The sequence below is a fragment of the Silvimonas terrae genome, assembly GCF_014202765.1.
GTDB classification, from domain to species: domain Bacteria; phylum Pseudomonadota; class Gammaproteobacteria; order Burkholderiales; family Chitinibacteraceae; genus Silvimonas; species Silvimonas terrae.
On sequence record NZ_JACHHN010000001.1, the window covers coordinates 933,752 to 953,068 of the forward strand.

At 54.6% G+C, this 19,317-nt stretch carries 21 protein-coding genes; 14 read left to right on the forward strand and 7 right to left on the reverse strand.

Annotation, left to right across the window (positions count from 1 at the left end; all coding sequences use genetic code 11):
- Positions 1–139: 139 nt before the first annotated feature.
- From HNQ50_RS03895 to HNQ50_RS03905, 3 genes are all read right to left on the reverse strand, one after another.
- On the reverse strand, positions 140–1,210 hold the full coding sequence (locus tag HNQ50_RS03895; protein WP_184097738.1) for a porin: 1,071 nt from the start codon (positions 1,208–1,210) through the stop codon (positions 140–142).
- Positions 1,211–1,717: 507 nt separating this feature from the next.
- Positions 1,718–3,127 carry an NADP-dependent phosphogluconate dehydrogenase gene (gene gnd / locus HNQ50_RS03900; protein ID WP_184097740.1) on the reverse strand — a complete coding sequence of 470 codons (1,410 nt, stop codon included), beginning with the start codon at positions 3,125–3,127 and terminating at the stop codon, positions 1,718–1,720.
- A gap of 699 nt (positions 3,128–3,826) precedes the next feature.
- The gene (locus HNQ50_RS03905; protein ID WP_246428533.1) at positions 3,827–4,903 is read right to left on the reverse strand and encodes a tyrosine-type recombinase/integrase; all 1,077 of its coding nucleotides are present in this window, start codon (positions 4,901–4,903) and stop codon (positions 3,827–3,829) included.
- 94 nt (positions 4,904–4,997) lie between these two features.
- Here HNQ50_RS03905 and HNQ50_RS03910 point away from each other — a divergent pair, with 94 nt between their 5' ends.
- Genes HNQ50_RS03910 through HNQ50_RS03940 form a run of 7 tightly spaced genes read left to right on the forward strand, consistent with a single transcriptional unit; the run spans position 4,998 to position 9,043 of the window.
- A complete protein-coding gene (locus tag HNQ50_RS03910; RefSeq protein ID WP_221302975.1) occupies positions 4,998–5,852 on the forward strand; it encodes a hypothetical protein in 855 nt (284 codons plus the stop codon).
- Complete coding sequence (locus HNQ50_RS03915) at positions 5,852–6,148, forward strand: hypothetical protein (RefSeq protein ID WP_184097744.1); 297 nt, start codon at positions 5,852–5,854, stop codon at positions 6,146–6,148. Before HNQ50_RS03910 ends, HNQ50_RS03915 begins: the two co-directional genes overlap by 1 nt.
- Before the next feature lie 3 nt (positions 6,149–6,151).
- Positions 6,152–6,910 carry a hypothetical protein gene (locus tag HNQ50_RS21870; RefSeq protein ID WP_221302976.1) on the forward strand — a complete coding sequence of 253 codons (759 nt, stop codon included), beginning with the start codon at positions 6,152–6,154 and terminating at the stop codon, positions 6,908–6,910.
- Positions 6,903–7,115, forward strand: a complete 213-nt coding sequence (locus tag HNQ50_RS03925; RefSeq protein ID WP_184097746.1) for a hypothetical protein — start codon at positions 6,903–6,905, stop codon at positions 7,113–7,115. Before HNQ50_RS21870 ends, HNQ50_RS03925 begins: the two co-directional genes overlap by 8 nt.
- Positions 7,116–7,117: 2 nt before the next feature.
- Positions 7,118–7,609, forward strand: coding sequence for a DUF1643 domain-containing protein (locus tag HNQ50_RS03930; RefSeq protein ID WP_184097748.1), 492 nt, complete (start codon positions 7,118–7,120; stop codon positions 7,607–7,609).
- Positions 7,606–7,986 (forward strand): hypothetical protein, encoded by a 381-nt coding sequence (locus tag HNQ50_RS03935; RefSeq protein ID WP_184097750.1) that lies wholly within the window; start codon positions 7,606–7,608, stop codon positions 7,984–7,986. Before HNQ50_RS03930 ends, HNQ50_RS03935 begins: the two co-directional genes overlap by 4 nt.
- A 40-nt stretch (positions 7,987–8,026) precedes the next feature.
- A complete protein-coding gene (locus HNQ50_RS03940) occupies positions 8,027–9,043 on the forward strand; it encodes a DUF2971 domain-containing protein (RefSeq protein ID WP_184097752.1) in 1,017 nt (338 codons plus the stop codon).
- Positions 9,044–9,236: 193 nt separating this feature from the next.
- Here HNQ50_RS03940 and HNQ50_RS03945 read toward each other — a convergent pair whose 3' ends face one another.
- Complete coding sequence (locus HNQ50_RS03945) at positions 9,237–9,554, reverse strand: hypothetical protein (RefSeq protein ID WP_184097754.1); 318 nt, start codon at positions 9,552–9,554, stop codon at positions 9,237–9,239.
- Positions 9,555–9,779: 225 nt separating this feature from the next.
- Here HNQ50_RS03945 and HNQ50_RS03950 point away from each other — a divergent pair, with 225 nt between their 5' ends.
- The 7 genes from HNQ50_RS03950 to HNQ50_RS03980 all read left to right on the forward strand — a co-directional run bounded on the left by HNQ50_RS03950 (position 9,780) and on the right by HNQ50_RS03980 (position 17,255).
- Positions 9,780–10,106 (forward strand): hypothetical protein, encoded by a 327-nt coding sequence (locus HNQ50_RS03950; RefSeq protein WP_184097756.1) that lies wholly within the window; start codon positions 9,780–9,782, stop codon positions 10,104–10,106.
- Positions 10,107–10,111: 5 nt separating this feature from the next.
- Complete coding sequence (locus HNQ50_RS03955) at positions 10,112–10,750, forward strand: hypothetical protein (RefSeq protein ID WP_184097758.1); 639 nt, start codon at positions 10,112–10,114, stop codon at positions 10,748–10,750.
- Between the two features lie 1,042 nt (positions 10,751–11,792).
- Complete coding sequence (locus tag HNQ50_RS03960) at positions 11,793–12,026, forward strand: hypothetical protein (RefSeq protein ID WP_184097760.1); 234 nt, start codon at positions 11,793–11,795, stop codon at positions 12,024–12,026.
- A 437-nt stretch (positions 12,027–12,463) separates the two neighbouring features.
- A complete protein-coding gene (locus tag HNQ50_RS03965) occupies positions 12,464–12,808 on the forward strand; it encodes a hypothetical protein (protein WP_184097762.1) in 345 nt (114 codons plus the stop codon).
- Between the two features lie 76 nt (positions 12,809–12,884).
- A complete protein-coding gene (locus tag HNQ50_RS03970; RefSeq protein WP_184097764.1) occupies positions 12,885–16,319 on the forward strand; it encodes a pyrophosphatase-like OB fold-containing protein in 3,435 nt (1,144 codons plus the stop codon).
- Positions 16,320–16,326: 7 nt separating this feature from the next.
- Complete coding sequence (locus tag HNQ50_RS03975) at positions 16,327–16,518, forward strand: hypothetical protein (RefSeq protein ID WP_184097766.1); 192 nt, start codon at positions 16,327–16,329, stop codon at positions 16,516–16,518.
- Between the two features lie 38 nt (positions 16,519–16,556).
- Positions 16,557–17,255 (forward strand): LPD38 domain-containing protein, encoded by a 699-nt coding sequence (locus tag HNQ50_RS03980; RefSeq protein ID WP_505965932.1) that lies wholly within the window; start codon positions 16,557–16,559, stop codon positions 17,253–17,255.
- Between the two features lie 101 nt (positions 17,256–17,356).
- On the opposite strand, the gene HNQ50_RS03985 is transcribed toward HNQ50_RS03980, so the two are convergent.
- Genes HNQ50_RS03985 through HNQ50_RS03995 form a run of 3 tightly spaced genes read right to left on the reverse strand, consistent with a single transcriptional unit; the run spans position 17,357 to position 19,111 of the window.
- Positions 17,357–17,854, reverse strand: coding sequence for a hypothetical protein (locus HNQ50_RS03985; protein WP_184097770.1), 498 nt, complete (start codon positions 17,852–17,854; stop codon positions 17,357–17,359).
- Entirely contained in the window at positions 17,844–18,188 is a 345-nt protein-coding gene (locus HNQ50_RS03990; RefSeq protein WP_184097772.1) for an STAS-like domain-containing protein, read from the reverse strand. Before HNQ50_RS03990 ends, HNQ50_RS03985 begins: the two co-directional genes overlap by 11 nt.
- Positions 18,185–19,111 carry a hypothetical protein gene (locus tag HNQ50_RS03995; protein WP_184097774.1) on the reverse strand — a complete coding sequence of 309 codons (927 nt, stop codon included), beginning with the start codon at positions 19,109–19,111 and terminating at the stop codon, positions 18,185–18,187. The genes HNQ50_RS03990 and HNQ50_RS03995 overlap by 4 nt, the downstream gene beginning before the upstream one ends.
- Between the last annotated feature and the right edge of the window lie 206 nt (positions 19,112–19,317).

A 19,317-nucleotide genomic window follows, 5' to 3' on the forward strand; every position in this document is an offset into this window, starting at 1 on the left:
AGTGCAACTCCTGACCAATCGTGTTGGCGTTTTTGATTCGTTGTTTCGCTGGCGCGCGGGTGGGGCGCAAGCGAACGCCTGTATCTGATAACTTCGTTGTTGCCGCCAGCACAAAAGCTGACGGCAACGGTTGCGTATTCTAGAACAATTCGATCAGACCAAAGCTGATAACTTTGCTATCCCCGGTTTTTGTTGCGGACCAGCCATCTGTGCCGGCGGAGCTTTGAAAGCCATTCTGATCACGGTTGCGAATCCACGCCGCTTCGACATAGGCCAGCGAGTGTTTGGTCAGGTTGTAATCCGTGCCGACTTCCAGTTGATCTGCCGCGGCCAGCTTGGGGCCTTGATCAAATTTGCCGGCAAACTGGCGCACATAACCGGCGCGCGGCGTCCATGGGCCGGCGCTGTATTGAGCCATCAGCAACATGCTGTCGCGCTTCATGCGGGTGGCGCCGGCATTGAACGCCGGTGCACTGGCCAGGTCTTGTTGTTCGTGCTGGTAAAGGCCGCCCAGAATCAGGTTTTTTACCGGATAAACCTGCGCGCCCAGCATGTATGAATACATGCTCTTGCCGCCTGCAGCGACCGGCGAGTACCAGCTGCCCTCAATGGGGTCGCCCAGATCACGCCCGGCATTGCCAAAGCGCTGGTAGATGCCGTACAGCGCGAACATCTCCTGGCTGTATTTGGCCGATACCGCGTAGCCATGATATTGCTGACGCTCACCGTCCTTGAACTGATAGTCGCCTTTGATGACGAGACCGCCCAGATTGGGAGTGGCGTAAAACACCGAATTGGTCGGGAATGACAGATACGTGCCGTCTTTGAAGGTGCTCACCAGTGTGGTGTTGGATTCAAACAGATCGAAATCATCCATCAATTGCGAATACGTGGATTTGGCCTTGCCGGAACGGAATGTGCCGTAGCGCTCATCGGTCAAACCAATCCAGGCTTCGCGGCTACCCCAGGTGGTCATGTACTGGTAGATATTCCAGATGGCCTGGCTGCCGTTATCCAGTTTGTCGGCGCCCTTGAAGCCAATCCGGGTGCCAATGTCCTGGTAGTAGAGGTGATTGCCAATGCTGCCGCCATTGTTGCCATAGTCGATGGAACCTTGGGCAATACCATAGAGGGTGGCGTCTGCGTGGGCTGGCAGGGTGGCAATCGTGCCAAGGCTGGCCAGCATTGCGCCGATCATGCGTTTTTTCATGCTCAATCTCATCGTGCTGTTGTGTTGGTGCAAATAATCTTTTCACGAGAGATAAGGCGTGCTCTGCTGCAAAAAATCCGTCTTGCAATGCCATTTCAGAAATTGATGCAAATAAATTTGAGAGTGCTTTTTAAATTATTTCATCAGAATTTCATTGCACCATGGGCTCAAAGCGCTAGTGATGTTCTGGCTTCTTTCTATCCCGTTGTTTTTGCTTTAAAAGCCAATATTTCAAAGTCTTTCTGGCGTTATTTGTGTAATCAATGAGTCAAATAAATATGAGAAACATCGATCTATAGGGATTGCCCTGTTTTTGGGCGCAAAGCTGTTCTGTGGCAAATGTGTATCGGATTGGTGGGGTCGCACGGGGTTTGATTGATGCAAAGCAATGATTCTTCCGTTGAATAAGCGCTTGCAAAAGGGCGGGTATAAAAAATCCGGCCATCTTGCGATGGCCGGATTCTGTTGTTGTTGCCGCTCAAGATCACGGCAAGAACAGATTGACGCTTAGAACCACTCGGCGTGGAAGATACCTTCCTTATCGGTGCGCTCGAAGGTATGAGCGCCGAAGTAGTCGCGCTGGGCCTGAATCAGGTTGGCCGGCAGGCGTTCAGCGCGGTAGCTGTCGTAGTAGCTGATGGCAGAGCCGAAGGTCGGCACGGCGATACCAGCCTGAACGGCAGCAGCAACCACTTCACGCAGGGCAGCCTGGTACTCATTGGCGACGCCAGCGAAGTACGGGTCCAGCAGCAGGTTGGTCAGGCTCGGGTTGGTCTTGTACGCGTCGGTGATGTTCTGCAGGAAGCCCGAGCGGATGATGCAACCGGCACGGAAGATCTGGGCGATCTCGCCGTATTGCAGGTTCCAGCCGCTTTCGTCGGACTGTGCACGCATCTGGGCAAAGCCCTGTGCGTAAGAAGCAATCTTGGACAGGTACAGCGCGCGACGCACGGCTTCAATGAAAGCGGCCTTGTCAGCGATGGCTGGCTTGGAAGCCGGGCCCTTCAGTACCTTGGCGGCCTGAACGCGTTCTTTCTTCAGTGCGGAGATGAAACGTGCGAACACGGATTCGGTAATCAGGGGCAGCGGCACGCCCAGGTCCAGTGCAGACTTGGAAGTCCACTTGCCGGTGCCTTTCTGGCCGGCCTGATCCAGGATCACGTCAACCAGTTCCTTGCCGGTTTCTTCGTCTTTCTTCTTGAAGATGTTGGCGGTGATTTCCACCAGGAAGCTGTCCAGTTCGCCCTTGTTCCAGTCGGCAAACACATCGGCCAGTTCGGCGTTGGTCAGACCCAGTACATTCTTCAGGATGTCGTAGGCTTCAGCGATCAGCTGCATGTCGCCGTATTCGATACCGTTGTGAACCATCTTCACATAGTGACCAGCGCCATCCGGGCCGATGTAGGCCACGCACGGTTCGCCATCCGGAGCCTTCGCTGCGATTTGCGTCAGGATCGGAGCCACCAGTTGATAGGCTTCTTTCTGGCCGCCCGGCATGATGGACGGGCCCTTCAGTGCGCCTTCTTCACCGCCGGACACGCCGGTGCCGATAAAGTTGAAGCCCAAGTCCGACAGTTCCTTGTTACGACGGATGGTGTCGGTGTACAGGGTGTTGCCGCCATCAATAATGATGTCGCCCTTGGCCAGCAGCGGCTTGAGTTGGTCGATGGTGGCGTCGGTAGCGGTACCGGCCTTCACCATCAGCAAAATGCGGCGAGGCGTTTCGAGCGAAGCAACGAAATCTTCCAGAGCCTTGTACGGAACCAGCTTCTTGCCCGGGTTTTCCGCAACCACTTCTTCAGTCTTGTCGAAAGAGCGGTTATAGATGGATACCGTATGACCACGGCTTTCGATGTTCAGCGCCAGATTGCGGCCCATGACCGCCATACCGATAACGCCGATTTGTTGCTTGGACATTTCTTCTGCTCCTGTCGATGCACGTATTCTTGCGAATCGTGCCTGTTCTCAAGATGGAACCGGCCTCGTGGGCCAAAACTTGCCAATGCAGACCGCCACGCCGTTGCGGCCGGTCACATCGCAAAACAAGGGGTCTTTTGCCGGTGAAGGCAGGTGCTGCACAGATGGCACTTGTTACAGCTGACCCTCTATTTTCTGCCGGGCGGGAGAGCAAACCGCGCCATCTTGAAGTGACAGTGACCCGAAGCGTCTGACAAGGTCAGGCCGGACTCGTGCCGCTGGGACTGATTGGAGAGGGCGGATTGTATATCCGGCGCCGGGGCCAGAAAAACCTTCGCATCTTACACCGCCGCGTTAAAAGCTTCCACGTTCAATCGTTAAAACAGTGTTTCCGGCAAGGAAACAAAGTCGCACAAACTGACGGATTTTTACCGTGGCGTGCATGGAGCATGGCAGGTGCTTTCTGAGTGTGGCGGGCGTTCTGCACTATCAGGCGCCAGTCGGCGGGGTGCGGGGCGAGAGGGGGAGTGTTACAGCGGATGTAAAAAAAGCCGCTTGCGCGACTCGGGGTGATTTGCTTGCGAAAACACTTGATGTTTCGCTGGTAGTGCTTTGATTTTATGTGTTTTCTGGAGCGGGCGATGGGAATCGAACCCACCGCCAGCGCTCTTTAAATCATTGATTGCAATGGTGAAATGGCTATCCTTTTGTACCGTTGTGCGAATGCTGTGCGATTTTCATGGAGTCAAGACTCCAGTCTGCAACAGGCTTGTAGCCGGCTTTGGCGTTGCGGTCGGGAATCCATTTTCCGTATGTTTTAATCAGCATTTCAGTGTCGACGTGACCCATCTGGCTGGCAACCCAGAGCAGATTTTCGCCGGCCGACAACAGCATCGAGGCATATGTGTGCCTTGTCTGGTACGGATTCCGGTACCGGACGCCGGCCTTGCGCAGGGCCCCGATCCATATCTGCCGGCGGATCTCTTCATCATCCAGTAACGGATCCTGCGTGATCGGATGACAGAAAATCCGCTTGCCGGCGAGATAGGTATATTGCTTCTGGTCCTGCAGTGCCGCCAGGGCGGCGGGCAACAGCATAATGTCGCGCATGCCGGCTGCCGTTTTAGTGCGCTTCTTTTCCTTGCCATATACCAGTGCACGCTGGACGCGGATCACACCGTGCAGCCAGTCCACGTCACCCCACTCAAGGGCCAGCAGCTCGCTCGAACGAACCCCGGAAAAGAAAGCAAACTGGATCAGGTTGCGCGCCGGGCCCTTGGCCGCCGCGATGATTGCATTGCGCTCAATCTCGTCAAACGGATCGACCTGATAGTCGCTGTTGGCGTTCTCTTTGCTGACCAACTTGGCTACCACAACCCGGTCAAGCGGGTTGCGCGTGATCAGGTCATCATTCACCGCCTGGTCGAGCACTGCCCGCAGCGGCGTGAGTATATTGCGCACACTTTTAAGCGTGAGCGAAAGGCTGGCCAGATAGTTGCGGATATCTGCGGGTGTCAGATCCTGTACCGCAGTATTGCCAAATGCCGGCTTCCAATGGACCGTGACGGCACTCATGTAGCCTCGCAGGCTTGAATGCTCAATAGTCTTTTCCGCGAGGGCGACATATTCGTCCAGTAGCGTGCTGATCAACACCTTGTTGATGCCGTGCCCAAACAGTCGGGCGCGCTTCGATTCTGGAAAATATTCCCCGTAATTGAAGGTGCCCAACTGGATTTTGCGAAGGATTTCGCCGCGGAGGTTGGCACAGTACGACATATTTGCCTTCGTATGCGCCATCCGCAGAGACTCGCGACATTCGACGCCGCGGTACCGTCTGGGCTGGTCCGAGCAGTGCAAAGATGGCTCAAAAATGGGCGTGGGCTCGCCGGAATACATCCTTCTGCTCCGCAAGCCGCAGACTGACCGCTCCCGCGGCTATGCCGATCTGCCGGTGGTGAAATCGAAACAGGAATACACGCGCGCCCACTGGCAGGTACACGGTCACTGCGGAGGATCTGCAATGACGTGCACCGAAGCGTCTTTTTTGCGGGATGTGAAAGACCACGTTCTGGAAGTGATCCGGGATGACGGCGTGTATCGCCACATTCGCCTGCGCAAGCCACACACCTCTTGCTACCACTTCGACCTGATTACTTGGCCTGGCTATCTCTGCTATTGCGGCGACATGGGCACGTATGTGTTTGAGCGGGCTACAGACATGTTCGGGTTTTTCCGCTCTCATCGGCGCGATTTCCCTGAACGTGGTTTGCCAATCAACCCGCGGTACTGGTCTGAGAAATTGGTATCGACAGACTGCAACGGCCAGCACCCGGGGTCCGCGATAGAGTTTGACCCCGAAAAATTCACTCGCGTGATCAACGAATATCGCATCTCCTGGATGCGTAGCCTGAAGCAGCGTGGGGCAACCAAGGCGCAGCGCCGTGATCTGTGGGAGGAGGTAGACCATGGCATCCTGGGTGTTCTTGATAGTTCTGATCGGGCACAAATCGCTGCTTATGACTTTGTAAGCACGGTCAAGGTACGCCGGCATGGCGACGGCTGGGCCCCGCATGATTTTGAGTATGAATATTCGTTTGTCGACCTCTTTGAACATCATTTCACGAGGTATACCACCCACTTTATCTGGTGCTGCTACGCGCTGGCGTGGGGTATCCAGAAGTACGACGACGCCAAGGCCGACCTGGCTGCCAAAGAGGTGGCTTGATGGCCAGCCACGAGGAACTTGAGTCCATCGAGGCTGCCGCCATCGAGCGCGGGGCCAACAGCAGCAAGCGCGGCCAGACCGTGGCGATCAATGCCCACGTCGCGCTTGAACTGGTGCAGATGTCGCGCCTTTACCTGTTTCTGGAGTCCCGCGCCCGTCAGATTGATTTTGATGGGGGCAACTTTGGGAGCTGGCAAATCATGGGCATTCCGGCCTACAGCAACCAGGTGGACCGAAAGTACAACTACCGAACGTTCGCCGCCGCGGTGCTGGTCGAAATGAAGGCGGAGAAATAAATCATGAGCATTGAACAACAACGCCCAGCGTTCGAGCGCGAAGAGCGCTATGTAGTCATCAAGATCAGCCATTTGAGGGATGGGTTTTCCTCGCGGGAAACTCAAGTCAATCGTCTGAAATATGCTTACCCCGAGGCTCTAGTTGACTGCGTGGTGGTAGAAGCGGATTGGCCGGAATATGAGCCGGTCTGGCAGATGATTGAAGCGCGCATGACTGGCGCGGAATTGGTGGGGCAGCAGTCCTTTCAGTCGCGTGTGCAGCCATGGCTTATGGAGTGCTTCGGGCCGATGATTGCCGGAGACCGGGAAGAACGTAACCACCGTTTCTTTGAAGAGGCCAGCGAACTGGTGCAGGCCTGCGGCATGACCGCCAGCGAGGCGCACCAGCTTGTCGATTACGTGTGGAATCGGCCGGTGGGCAAGAAGCATCAGGAGGTTGGCGGTGTCATGGTGACGCTGGCGGCGCTGTGCCTGGCCAACGATCTGGACATGCATGCTGACGGCGAAACCGAACTGGCTCGCATCAACGTGCCGGAAATTGTAGCGAAGATCCGTGCAAAGCAGGCGGCAAAGCCAAAACATTCGCCTTTGCCGATGGCGGCCACTATCGCACAGTCTGAAATCAGTGATGAGCGAATTGAAGCCGGTGCCAAGAAGTTGTCTGCACTGTTCGATTACCCATGGGAATACATGCCGGAACAGGGCCGTAACGATATGCGTTCCAAGGTTCGCACCCTGCTGGCGGAGATGGGGAATGAATAAGCGCAAACCAACTGGCTTTGTCGCCGCTTGTCAGTGCAGCCGGGTGGTAGGTGCCCTGGACCTTGCGAAGACCGAGCGCACCGATGCCGGAAAGATGCTCAGCCGCTGGCTTTCTGATGGCTGCACCGTAGAGCCGCGCTTTGATGGTTCGTGGAGCGTAGTTGTCACTCCTTGCGCCTGCGAACTCACTGAACAGGAGTTTTAACGATGAGCGCCATCATCAGCGACTGCGGCAAATTCCGCTACCGACTTGAGCGCACCGTAGGTATGACCGGCCCAGTGTATGCATTCTTTGGTATCAACCCCTCAACGGCGGATGGCAGCGTTGATGATGCAACGGTGAGCAAGTGGATTGGGTTTACCAAGGTATGGGGCGGCAGTCGCTTCATCGTGGGTAATGTTTTCGCGTTTCGGGCCACTGATGTGCGAGTAATGGTCAAGGCCGGTGATCCATTTGGACCATACAACGACACGCATATTCAGCAAATTATCGAGGATGCAGACATCCTCGTACCCTGCTGGGGCAGACGGAGCAAGGTGCCCGATACATTGCGCTGCTATTTGGATGATCTACTGGATGTCTTGGTGGATAGTGGCAAGCCGGTTATGCATCTGGGCCTCACTAAGGATGGTGACCCAAAACACCCGCTTATGCTGGCCTATTCCACAAAGCTTCAGGAATGGGGCCTGCGACCATGAGCGAGCTGTTCTATCTCCAAGACAGCAGAACCTACGTCGGCAATGACATGCTGTTTTGGGCGGTCAATAACCAGGGCTACACCTCAGATCTGAGAAAGGCTGCGAAGTACACCAAAGCCGAAGCCGTGGCACAGCATCAGATGCGGCCCAGCGATATCCCGTGGCCTTGCACCTACATCGATGCGCGCACCCGGCCCGCAGTAGACATGCAGTACGTGAAACGATCGGAGGCGCTGGCCGGTACCGGCATCGAACTGGTGAAAGAGAAACCCATCCCAAAGACCATTGAACGTTGCGGTGGTTGTGGTCGTTTCATGCGCGACCAGGACCGGTGGATGGGCAATTGCGGAAATTGCGGGGAGGACAATAGACCGTGATCTCTATGCTGGTCAGATAGCAGTTGCCTACTGGCGTCCGATGTCAGGTATTCTATTCGTCATTCTTTGGTGGCATGGGCATAAAATGGGCACTGTCCTTCCGCAGCGGTTCTACAGGTATCAAAAATTAGACACTAGACAGCTGAGTTCTCTGATTAGAGATAACCTCTATTTCTCATTTCCTAGTGATTTCAATGATCCATTTGATTGCAAACCTTCGATTTTTCGAGGTGGCAAAGAAGCGGATCTTGCTGACCTCGAACGGACACTTATTACACTCATTCAAAATAGGTGTTCAGCGGAAGCGGCCAGCTCATTAACCAAGCTTAGATTTAAGGAGGAAAGCAGAGAAAGGCTTTCTGAGAAATTTGCCTCGATTGAGGCGCAGAAGACGGTCGGACATATTGACTACATGTCAACAGATCCTGAGCTGTACTGTTCTCCCAGTGTATATAAGCGCCATGAACTCCTCAGTGAAATTGAAACGGAAATTTTGAGGCAGCACACCAAAGGTGTGTGTTGCTTTTCTAGTTCATATGACAGCGAACTCATGTGGAGCCATTATGCGGACAGCCATCATGGAATTTGTGTGGGTTATTCTCTCGAAAGAAGATTTCCTCCTGAGATTCACTCGGTGTTATATGGCAGACCTCGAATTTTGCATCAACAGGTCATCGTAGATGCGGTACTACATGGGAAGAAAGAAGCAATAAGTGAGCTTCAAGAAGCCGCGCTTCTTGCAAAAAGTCCAAAATGGAAATACGAAAAGGAATGGCGGCTCATTTCAAATCCTGGCTTGCAACGATCGCCATTGAAGATGACCGACATCACATTTGGGCTTCGTTGTGATGCAGCCTTAATTCATGCTGTGATGAAGTCAATTGATCGGCCAGATTTGAGTTTTTTTCAGATGTTTGAACTCGCTGGAAGATATTCGCTCAAAAGAGCTAAATTGAGTCGCGGAGATGATGAATATTACGACCTTCCAGTGGTTTCCGGTCATGATGATTACGTCTTCGATCCAATAGATTCAAGCGTCAAATTGCCCGAGGGTTAGCGGCCCATCATCTGGATCGTTGGGATATTTTACTACTTGCAGAATGTTTCTGTGATTGCAAAACGGGCAGACAAAGTAGATACCGTCCTCATCTATAGCGGGAGGAGCCTGTATCTCCGTGAGCTCTTCTAAGCATTCTTTGCATGTCCACATGGTTGGCCCTCGCAAAGTCGGTTCGAGATTAGTGGCTCGCTCAAGCACCACCTAGTCGCTTGAGGTTTTCACCGTTGGAGAGCCCCCGTGCCGCACAGATTTCCGACGCATTACGCAGGATTGCCCTGGCCTCGGTGGTTGACATCTGGCACGTGGCCAACTCTTCATCAGTCAGGCCCAAAAGAGCGTCCAGCGCTTTTGCCCCGGAAAGCCATTGAAGCACGTTCATATAGGTCCATCCACCGACCATCTGGCTCGCCAGTGCATTGAGTTGCGTCTTGTTGAGTGGCGTATCGAGCATCATGACGGTGCGATGAACAAGAAGTGCAGCAACAGTTTTGGAGAGTTCAGTAGTCATCAAAGGTTCTCGCAAATCCAAGCCAAAATTTCGTTCCCAAAGGCTATACCAACCGGAAGTGATTAGCTAACCTCAACTCCTCATACTACCCAAGTTGTCCACATTTTCTGTGGATAAGCCTTTGGGCAGTTCATCTAAGTGCACGCCGTACCAGGGAAAACTGGGCGGCGTTTTTTATTGTGCAGCCTCGCCCCGTGCGGGGCTGTTTCTTTTGGAGGCAAGACCATGAATCGCCCGGAGTTGATCAAGTCCCAATCCGCTGGCCAGATCGGCAACGTCGTACCCGCACCGGCACCGACCATTCAGGATGCGCTGGAAGGTTTGCACGTTGAAATTGGTGGTCTGAATGGCGACCTCGAAGAACTGGCCCGTGCGCTTGACCCGCTGGCGATTGGACCCAGCGCCACGTTTATCGAAAACGTGGATGGCGCTGTACCTGCTCAGAGCAGCTACAGCAGCATGTTCCTGAGCATTCAGGGCGCTGACCAGCGCGTGGCCCACGTCCGCGTCGTGGTTCGCGACCTGATCAATAGCCTCCAGCTGCGCAAGTAGTCCACATGACCACGATCGCCTTTGATGGCAAGACGCTCGCCGCCGACCGCTGCAATGTGGTTGGCGCGATGCGTTTGACGCCCATGTGCAAGATAGACGGCGCAGGCGACCCTCTGCGCTGGTTTGCCAGTTGTGGCCGCGTGGACGATGGCGAACTGGTGCTGCAGTGGATCACCAACGGCCGCAAGCCAGATGAGCGCCCCAAATTGGGAGACGACTTCAATGGGCTGCTGGTCGAATTCATTCCTGAGTTCGAGACTGCTGTTGCGGTGAAATATGAAGAAACGCTGATTCCGCTGGCCGTACGTCCCCCGTTTGCTATCGGCTCTGGCGCTGCATACGCGATGGCTGCGATGGCGCTGGGTAAATCTGCGGCTGAAGCTGTGGAGCTTGCTTCGCGCCTCGACGTATTCACCGGTGCCCGGTTGGTCGCTTCAGATATGGAATGCCTTGCGAAGGATATCTACTGTCTGATCGACTGTTTTTCCCAAGGCAAGAGACACCCTCGCGACCTCTGTTTCAGCCAGCCAGCTGGGCAAATCCAGGCCTTTGAGCCGCATTTTGAGGATGTTGATATGGACAGTGTCTATACCTGGCATGTGCGAGCTCATGGCTGTTCCTGGTTGCGATTGACGTGTTTTTAGGTATACGAAAAGCCTAACAGTGACCTCTTGTCAGGCGAAGGGCCGGAGGTCTCTGCGATGGCAGATGTGCGTATTTTGCAACAGAAACTGGTTGTCTTGATCAAGGTTTTCTGTGGTTTTGCACGGCCTCTGCGAGCTCTCACGCCAGAGGGGGAGTTAGGTTCTTTTATTCTATTTTCTGTTTTTAATGAGGGTTAGAAAGTGCAATATTAATACCATATAAATATCACTTTTCTTATTGGTTGTTAGATTTCCGCATTGAGTGTTTTTCTAACAAAAAAATCAAAATTTCAATTTTGGTATAGCGTTAATTATATCTTTCCGCACAATGTCACTTTGTCATCAATTGCGCCCAAGCCCGCTGAGTATTGGATTTACAGTGTCGTGAGGCTGTCAGGGTGGGTCATTTTTCATGGTGGCATTCTGCAACTAGCGCCACTACTAGACCTATAATAGTTCGAACTATTTTTTCTCAGATGTGGCCGACTTTCGTTGTCTTATCTGGCATGAACTAAAATAGCATTTTGCTATTATCGAGTTAATGTTTAAACGTTTATGGTGGTATCACCGTCAATGGGGCCTAAAAAAATTGTCGGCGTGGGGGCTTGCTGTGGGCAAAAAACCGTAATACGCTGTCATCCACCTTTGGCCCTGACGGCAAAGGTAAGTGCCGAATTGGCAGGTAGAAACGGTGATGCCCCAACAGCGCCAACTGTTGAGGCATCGGTACATAAAACCCTCAGGAAGGGGAAGGTTCAATATGGATGCTACACAAAGCGAAGTCGTATGTCTCCCTGCCGCCGCAGCAGCGCGCGACGCACGGCAAGTAACCGCTCTGCTTTGGGCGCTTCAGGCGCTCGTTCCCGATAGCGACAGGGTAGTCGCTGGTCTGCTGGAAATCATGGAGAGGATACTAGACACCCTGGTCGAAACGATCCGGCGTCTCATGCTGCAGGCTGGAGAAGAGCCAGCAGAGCTTTTCTGACGTTGGAAATCTTGGCACGCGTGCAATCGGTATTTTGTGAGAAAGGAGATCATGGTCATGAGTCTTGACACAATGGCGGTTAGCGCCGCTCTTGCTTACGCTGATGGTGGCGTCACGCCTTTCGACGGGTATCTTGATTGTTACGTACACCAAGCACTGCCGAATATTCTGGTTCACGTTTTGGCAAACGACAAAGCTGCCTGGCTTTTTGAAGACTTCCTCAAAAACCATGGGGCAGAGGCGCACATTAACCCCAATGATGACACCGAGGTGCTGCAGCTTGTGCCCTGAACGACGGACTATCCCACCGCAAAGTGGTTTGCTACCGTAAAACCATATTGTCGATAAGTGTTTCCAGAAAGACCGCCATTGCGCGGTCTTTTTTTATTGGAGGTTCCAGTGGTCTACCCAGCCAGCGACGTTCTTTGGGTCGATCGTTGCTTGCCATGCAAGGCAAGGTAGCACCCGATAGCCGCTTGCGAGTAGTCGAAACCGGTGGCGGCGTGGACGCTAGTGGAATGCCAGCACCGAAAATGGCATATTTGTATAACGACCAGACTGGCGAGATTAAGCCAGTTGGGCAACAGACTGCTGCCCAGCCTTTGCCTGCTGGCATTACACCCGTCATGGCCAAACAGAACGCCGCACGTCTTGTGAAAGAGGGACGCATCACACAAGAGGAGGCGAGCCGTCAGTTGGCGACATACGGGCTTTCCTAACGAGGTGATATGAAACCCATCCTTATCATCGGATTGGTGTTGGTATTTGCAGCGCCACTGTCTTTTGCGGGCTCCTTTGAGGAGTGCATTCTGTCAAAAATGCCTGGCACAGCCAACGATCAGGCTGCTTTTGCCATCAACAAACTTTGCCGCGATGAAGCCACTGAAATTGCCACGAAGAAAACGGGCTGGTTCCGGTGGTACAAATCTGGTGCGGAATGCATGGCCGCAAAGGGTAAGGATACCCAGTCTCGATCAGCGAGCATGGCGATTGCCTCATCATGCTACGTTCTGTATGAGCCCGGACCCCCGAGCGTTCTTGAAGGAATGAAACTGCAAAAAGGGAAGAGTTAGTTCTCCCTCGTGACTCGGTCACCCAAAATCTTAAACCCGCCATAGGCGGGTTTTTTTATGCCCGCAGGAGTGCAATATGGTAGATATTTTTCACGGCTTGCTGCCTGATTCTTCCGCACAAGATCAGCCGCAGCAGCCTTCAAATTCACCGGTAAGTATTTTTCATGGGCTGGATCAGGGTGCTCCTCGCTCTGATTTCGTGCGAGGCGTTGAGGATTACATTCCCCAAACTAAGTCTCTGCTTGGTGGTGCGCTGGCCTACCTCGGTGATGCGGCGCAGCGCGCAGGTATTGATGCTGGTGGCGCTGTCCGTGACTATGGCCTCCAGAAGTTCAAAGAGGGTAATGACGAAGTTGCAGCCACGGGTCACGCCAGCGATTCATTGTCCGGTGCACTTCAAGGTAACGATGGCAACCTGGTGAACTGGGCCAAGTATCAGGCTGGGCAGGCGGTGGGCAACATTGGTGAAACAGCCGCGACTGCTCTTGCCGGCGCCGCGTTGGGGTCAGCGGTGCCCGGTGCTGGCACTGCGGCCGGTACGATCGGCGGTGTAGTCGCCAAGGGCGCTGTCAAAGCTGCCATTAAGGATGCTGCCGAAGTGGTGGCGAAGCGCCAACTGGCTGGAGATGCGGCAGAAGCTGCGACAAAGCAGCTCGCAGAGCAGGCTCTGGCAAAGAAAGTGGGTGCTGCAGTAGGCATGGCGGTGCCGGCAGTAACCAAGGAAACCGGCAATGTATATGGTCAGGCCACCCAAGACGCCAACGGCCAGCCTGTTGATCTCGCCAGGGTTGGTGCTGCGGGCGTTGCCGCTGGTGGTCTACAGTTTGCGGCTGAGAAACTTGGGCTTGATGCGCTCACTCATGGCGCAGGCGCAACGGGTGGTGTGGCTGCGCGTGCGCTGAAGACTGCTGGAGTTACTGGTGCTGGTGCGGGTCTGACCGGCGCAGGCCAGGTTGCTGCTGAGCGCTATGGCGCTGGTAAAAGCCTGACTGATGGTGATGCAACTCAAGCCTATATCGATGCGGCGGCGGCCGGAGCGCTGCAGGGCGGCATTCCTGGTGCTGTTGGCGGCGTTATCCATGGCAATCATCCTGCCGCGACGCCAGAGGTAACAGAGGCAGCGCCGCTACAAATTCCGGCTACGCCGGAATCAGGCTTGCAGATGGGGCAGGGTGGCGACATCGGTGATCCCGCTGCTGAATATGCGGCTCTGCAGCGTGCCCAGAAAATCCAGGAAGATCGAGCCAACTACGAGGCTCAGCAACAGGGGCTTCAGCCCGATCAAAGCGAACCACTTCAGATTCCTGCAGTACCTGAGTCTGGCTTGCAGGTTGGCGATGGCAGTGCCGTCGGCGATCCACTTGAGGATTACGCGGCCCTGCGACGGGCCCAGTCCGTCCGTGATGGCCGCGCGCAATACGAGGCTCAACAGCAGGCGCTCCAGCAAGTTCCGTCTGCACCTGCACCTGGGCCGCTTGAAACGGCCGTCCGGATGTCGCCCGAAGCGATCAATAGTGCGGTCGGTGTGACCGAGCCAAACACCAAGGCAGCCAAAGCGCGACAGGCAGATATCAGCGCTGCGCTGAACGAGCCGGCTACTGATGCCAATGGCAACCCGTTGTACACCACAAATCCTGATGGCACGGAACGCCCCTTGCTGGCGGCCGAGCAGATGGAGCGTGTTGCCAACAATACTGTGGAGCCGATCGAGCAGGCCGTACAGGCTGACAGCGCAGACGCTCCTCTGGATAGCCAAGCACATGAAGCTGCGACCAGCCCATATAACGATCTCCCAGAGCCCACGGAGGCCCAGCAAGAGGCAGGCAATTACCAGAAGGGTCATATCCGGTTGCATGGGCTGGATATCAGCATTGAGAACCCGCGCGACTCGGTACGGAGCGGAGTAGACCCCAATGGGCAGCCATGGGAAACCCAGATGCCCCACCACTATGGGTACATCAAGGGGACTGTCGGTAAGGATGGTGACCACATTGATACTTTCATTGGCCCCAATCCAGATAGTGGTAAGGTGTTTGTGGTTGACCAGCAAAACCCACAGACCGGCAAGTTTGATGAGCACAAGGTCATGATGGGGTTTGACGACCTGCAGAGCGCCGCCGATGGCTACCGTGCCAGCTATGCGCCGGACTGGCAGGGCATGGGCCGCGTTACCGAGATGGATTCTGGCGCGTTCAAGCAGTGGCTCAAAGAGGGCAACACCAAGAATCCCGTCTGGCCTGTGGCGCGCAAATACGACGGCGTTGTAACGAAGCCTGAAGATATTCCAACTGCTCCGCGCGAGAGCCCGCCACCCACAGATCAAGTTACGACGCCATCTGCAGCACCGGAAGGAACAACCGCCCCGCCACCAGCGGGGCAAATTGTTTCTGGTGCCGGCGATAAAACACCTGGCCTCACGCTTGCGAAAGAAGGCACTGATTTTGTTGCTCGGGATAGCGCCGGTAATGAAGTTGCCCGCCATCCGCAATTGGTTCCCTTTGCGGGTCAGGTGCGGAAGTACGAGGCTGCCCAAGGTGTGCCTCAAGGGCAAGGCATCAGGATCCGGCCCGGGGAAATCAGGGAGGAGCCGGCCAGCCAGAGTCCGAAGGAAACTGAGCAACCACAAACAGGCGTGACAGACCGGACGGAAATTGCGCCTGAAGTGCCGGCCACCTCCGATTCCAGCCTAACAGCGGAAGAGCCTGCAAACCAAGCGGGAAACAGCGCTGTACGGGAATTTCAATACTCCAGAAAAAGTCAGCGTCCAACTGATTTTGTCTTGCGTGATGGCTCTCCCGATTGGGGTAGCATTCCCAAGGAGGTGGAGCAACGGACTAAAGGGGTATTTCCTGCAGCGCCAATCCGTGTAGCCAACGGGAAGCACTTTGGGCAAAACAGAGGCTTTGGGCTTGCGCACATTGAAGAGTCCCACCGGGCGCAACTGGCAAAGCTGGGGATGACTGCTGAGCAGTATGTTGACTCAATTCTAAGTCGTGTCACCGACGTTTACGATATTGGAGATGGGCGACGGCTGGTGGCGCACGCCCGTGGATTGCCGGGCGGAAGCGCCTTCCTGGAACTGCGTAACGATGGCGATCACTATTCGGTAGTAACCGCTTACGAGGCAAAGAAAGAGGGGAAACTGGTCTGGAGTGGGCGCCCCCGTAATCTGGAACAAAGTCCACAATACTCATCGGCTCTTTCCGGGTCAGAGAAAGGCGCCGAAACCCCCACTACACGATTGTCAGCGAACCGGTCCGCCAGTGGATTTGAGGAAATCCCAGAGTCGGGTGGGGTTTCGAGGCTGAACCCACGCCCTGCTAGTCGAATTGCGGACCAGACCAGTAACGAGAGCGTAAAGCCTAACTCGCTGTCTGACAAGGGAAATGTTCGGGATGAGGTTGGGTCCGCAGGGAAGGCCCCTGAAAAACCAGGGATTGAGCGGGCCGACTGGACTGAACCTACGTCAGCCCCACCAGCGGACCACGGCGAAAGCTTACCGGGTGCATGATCCCTTTGTGCTGAGCGCTCTAACCATGCTGCATCAGCCGGACTGGAACAACCCGGCCATGCAGGCGATGCGTTCATTCAAGCATGCGCTGACTTTTGGGGTAACGCTCAGCCCGACTTTCCGTGTCCGCAACCTTATGCGTGACGTGATTGCAGCTTCCGCGACCAATGACGTGGGTGGTGTACCGAACTGGCAGTAGCTGGCAATGACTATCAGGCACACGACTTTGCCAAAACGCTGACGGGGCTGCTGGTCGATCAGTTGGCCATGAACCCGATTCCCCAGGCGATCCGCCCGGGACTTGAGGCGAGTTACAACTACGACTCGTTCCGGGACCGCGCCATCGACAGCCCGAGTCAACAGAAGCTGCCTGATGCTGATCGCTATGGGCCGCAAACCAGTGCCGGCGCCATCGCCTTGGGTCGGGCCCTGAACTACTCGCCGCAACGCATTGAGCATCTGGTGTCCGGGTACTTTGGCTGGCTTGGCATTCAGGCACTCAATGTCAGCGATCTGATGGCGCGGCCGGCGTTGAGTTTGCCGGCGCGACCAGACCGGGATTTCAGTCAGCCGGAAAACATGTTCGGGATCGGTGACTTTGTGAAGTCGGCGAACGCGGGGCAGGGAAAGTACTTGCAACGCTTCTATGACCAGCAGTCGCGGCTTGATCAGGTGTATGCCACCTACTCGGATGCGCGCAAGGTGGGCGATATCGAGAAAGCCCAGGAATTGGCCAGCGGCAACGAGATGCGCCAGCGGGTTGTGTACAACAGTATTGGCCGCAATATCGAGCGACTGACCTTGCAGGGCAAACGGATCACCAACGATCCGAATCTATCGCCAGCCGAAAAACGGGAGGCTTTGAGTCAGATCAATCTGAATCGGAACCGCTTGGCCCAGATGGCTGATGGGTATGGTCGGCGACCAGTCCCCTAAAGCCATGGCCAGTAGATTGGTGAACTAGTGCTACTGGCGGGCTGTTCCGTTCTTGCCACTACGTGTAAACGGCCTGGTCGGAGAACTGCCGGGAGCACGCATTACCTTTTGTAGGAAGAGGCGAATGTTTGCTCAAGCGCGACTATTAGCTGCTTTTCAGCATTGGCGATCGCAGCATAAAGAGGGTCGGTGGGGGGCGTTATTGCGCGGGCCTTACTTTGGAAATTTCCGCCCGTAACGGCTTGACGAAATTTCCTGATTGGACCCGACGCGTTTTTAAATGTTTTCTGCAGTCCTGGCAAAACCACCGACACCAACGTGCTTAGACGATCCATGTCATCGATTATGCCGAGGGCAAGCTTCTCACACTCCGCAGTGTCGACCGGATCCGTCATGAAGTACTTGATTGCATTCTGATGCAGGGTCTCAATGCGCTTGTTGACGTCATTGAGCACACTTCGCACTTCCTTGCGGCGTTCTCTGCGGTCGTTGCCGCCAGATACCACTTTCCATCCGACGAATACCAGTATCCAAGTGACGACTTGGCCGATTGCCTTTATCGAGTCACCTGTCGCGATTGCGCAAGAACTAGCGGGCATTCCCAACATTCAGCGCGTCGCCAGCGTTTTCGATGTATTCCCAAATTTCGTCGGCGTAGGAAGGGTCACTTGTTCGTATTTTGAGGTGTTTTTTAAGCGAACCTACCGAAAGGTGTCCAACACGCACCAAGCCACCAAATGCCTCCTCAAGGAAGGAGGATCCGTACCCCAGGACTCCATCAAGTTCCACTACAACCTCAGAACGAGCGGCTGCCAGAGCAGGCAACAGAAGTTGCTCGCGAAAAGCTTGCCCAGAATGCGGGCCGTCAGCCGCGTACCGACCGGCTGGATAAGGAGAAAAGTCTCGTGCAATCGAAATCATTTGTGTGCTCATATTGGATCTCCGGCTTTTAGCGGGATTCTCCACTGAATCAGTGTACCTTCAATGCTGTCATTATAGTCAGCGAAATGCTCAACACGCTCTTCACCAGTACGTCTCTCCGGTGCAAAAGTGTAAATCCCTTTGTTGCTCATGATTCTGAGCGAGCTGTCAGGGGATCGTTCCACAAATCCGAAAATCTGTCCAAGGCCCTTGCCACGATGCCGGTCCTTGGTCCTCGTCTTGCCATACTCGATAGCGGCTTTGATGTGTTTTGCTTCCGGTGTCTTTCGCTGTCCAGTAACTACATTAACGATTTGCTGTATGAACCCCGCAGCTTCTGGGTTTTTGGGTAACGATCGCTGTATTCCGATCCCAAGATCACACAAAGCAACGGACAGCATTCCGCTTTCTTCACGGGCAAACATCCACCATCGTTTTCGAGAGGGGAGTCCATCGCCTCGCTCCTCGGTATAGGCATGCTCAATGCAGTTTGCCATTGCCTCTTGCATCCCGACCCATAAATCGCGCCGATCGCTTTGCCAAAGGCTGCCTGCATAGTCTTCAAACATGGAGGCGAATTTCGATGCATCAATCTCATGGCCCGATTCAAAGTGCCATGGGGTTACGTTGCCAGCCGTTATCTCCTTGCGTGGCGTTCTGCCAAGTTTTTGAAGGAGACCAATGTGTTGGAAGAGCTGCTCAACTACATCGTCTTTGGGGTAGTTGCAGCGTATGACACCGGCAAACTCTCTTTGCAGTCGGTCCAGTTCGGAAACGAACAGTAGCGTTCCGCAGGGGTGAAGATGCTTAGTGATCGAAAAATCAATGATGATCTTTGGCGGGCCCTGTCTTACAAGCCGCCTTAACTGGCCAATCACTCCAACCAGTGCGGTTCGCCAGCGTGCTGAGGACAGATGGAATATCTGCGGCGCCATTATTCGTGCAGGTCGACCTGGCTGTCGCTCGATGCGGATGCGGTACTTCTCGCAGCGTCGAAGCCGGCGGCCCTCCCTCCCTGCGCGAACACGCAGCATATATTCGCACTGTTTTCGGGTGGGTTTTTTCATGTTTAGAAAAGATATGTTTCCAAATTTTTCGGATTACACGATCTAAGGCTATCTTCAGGAAGGCCGAAATTCTG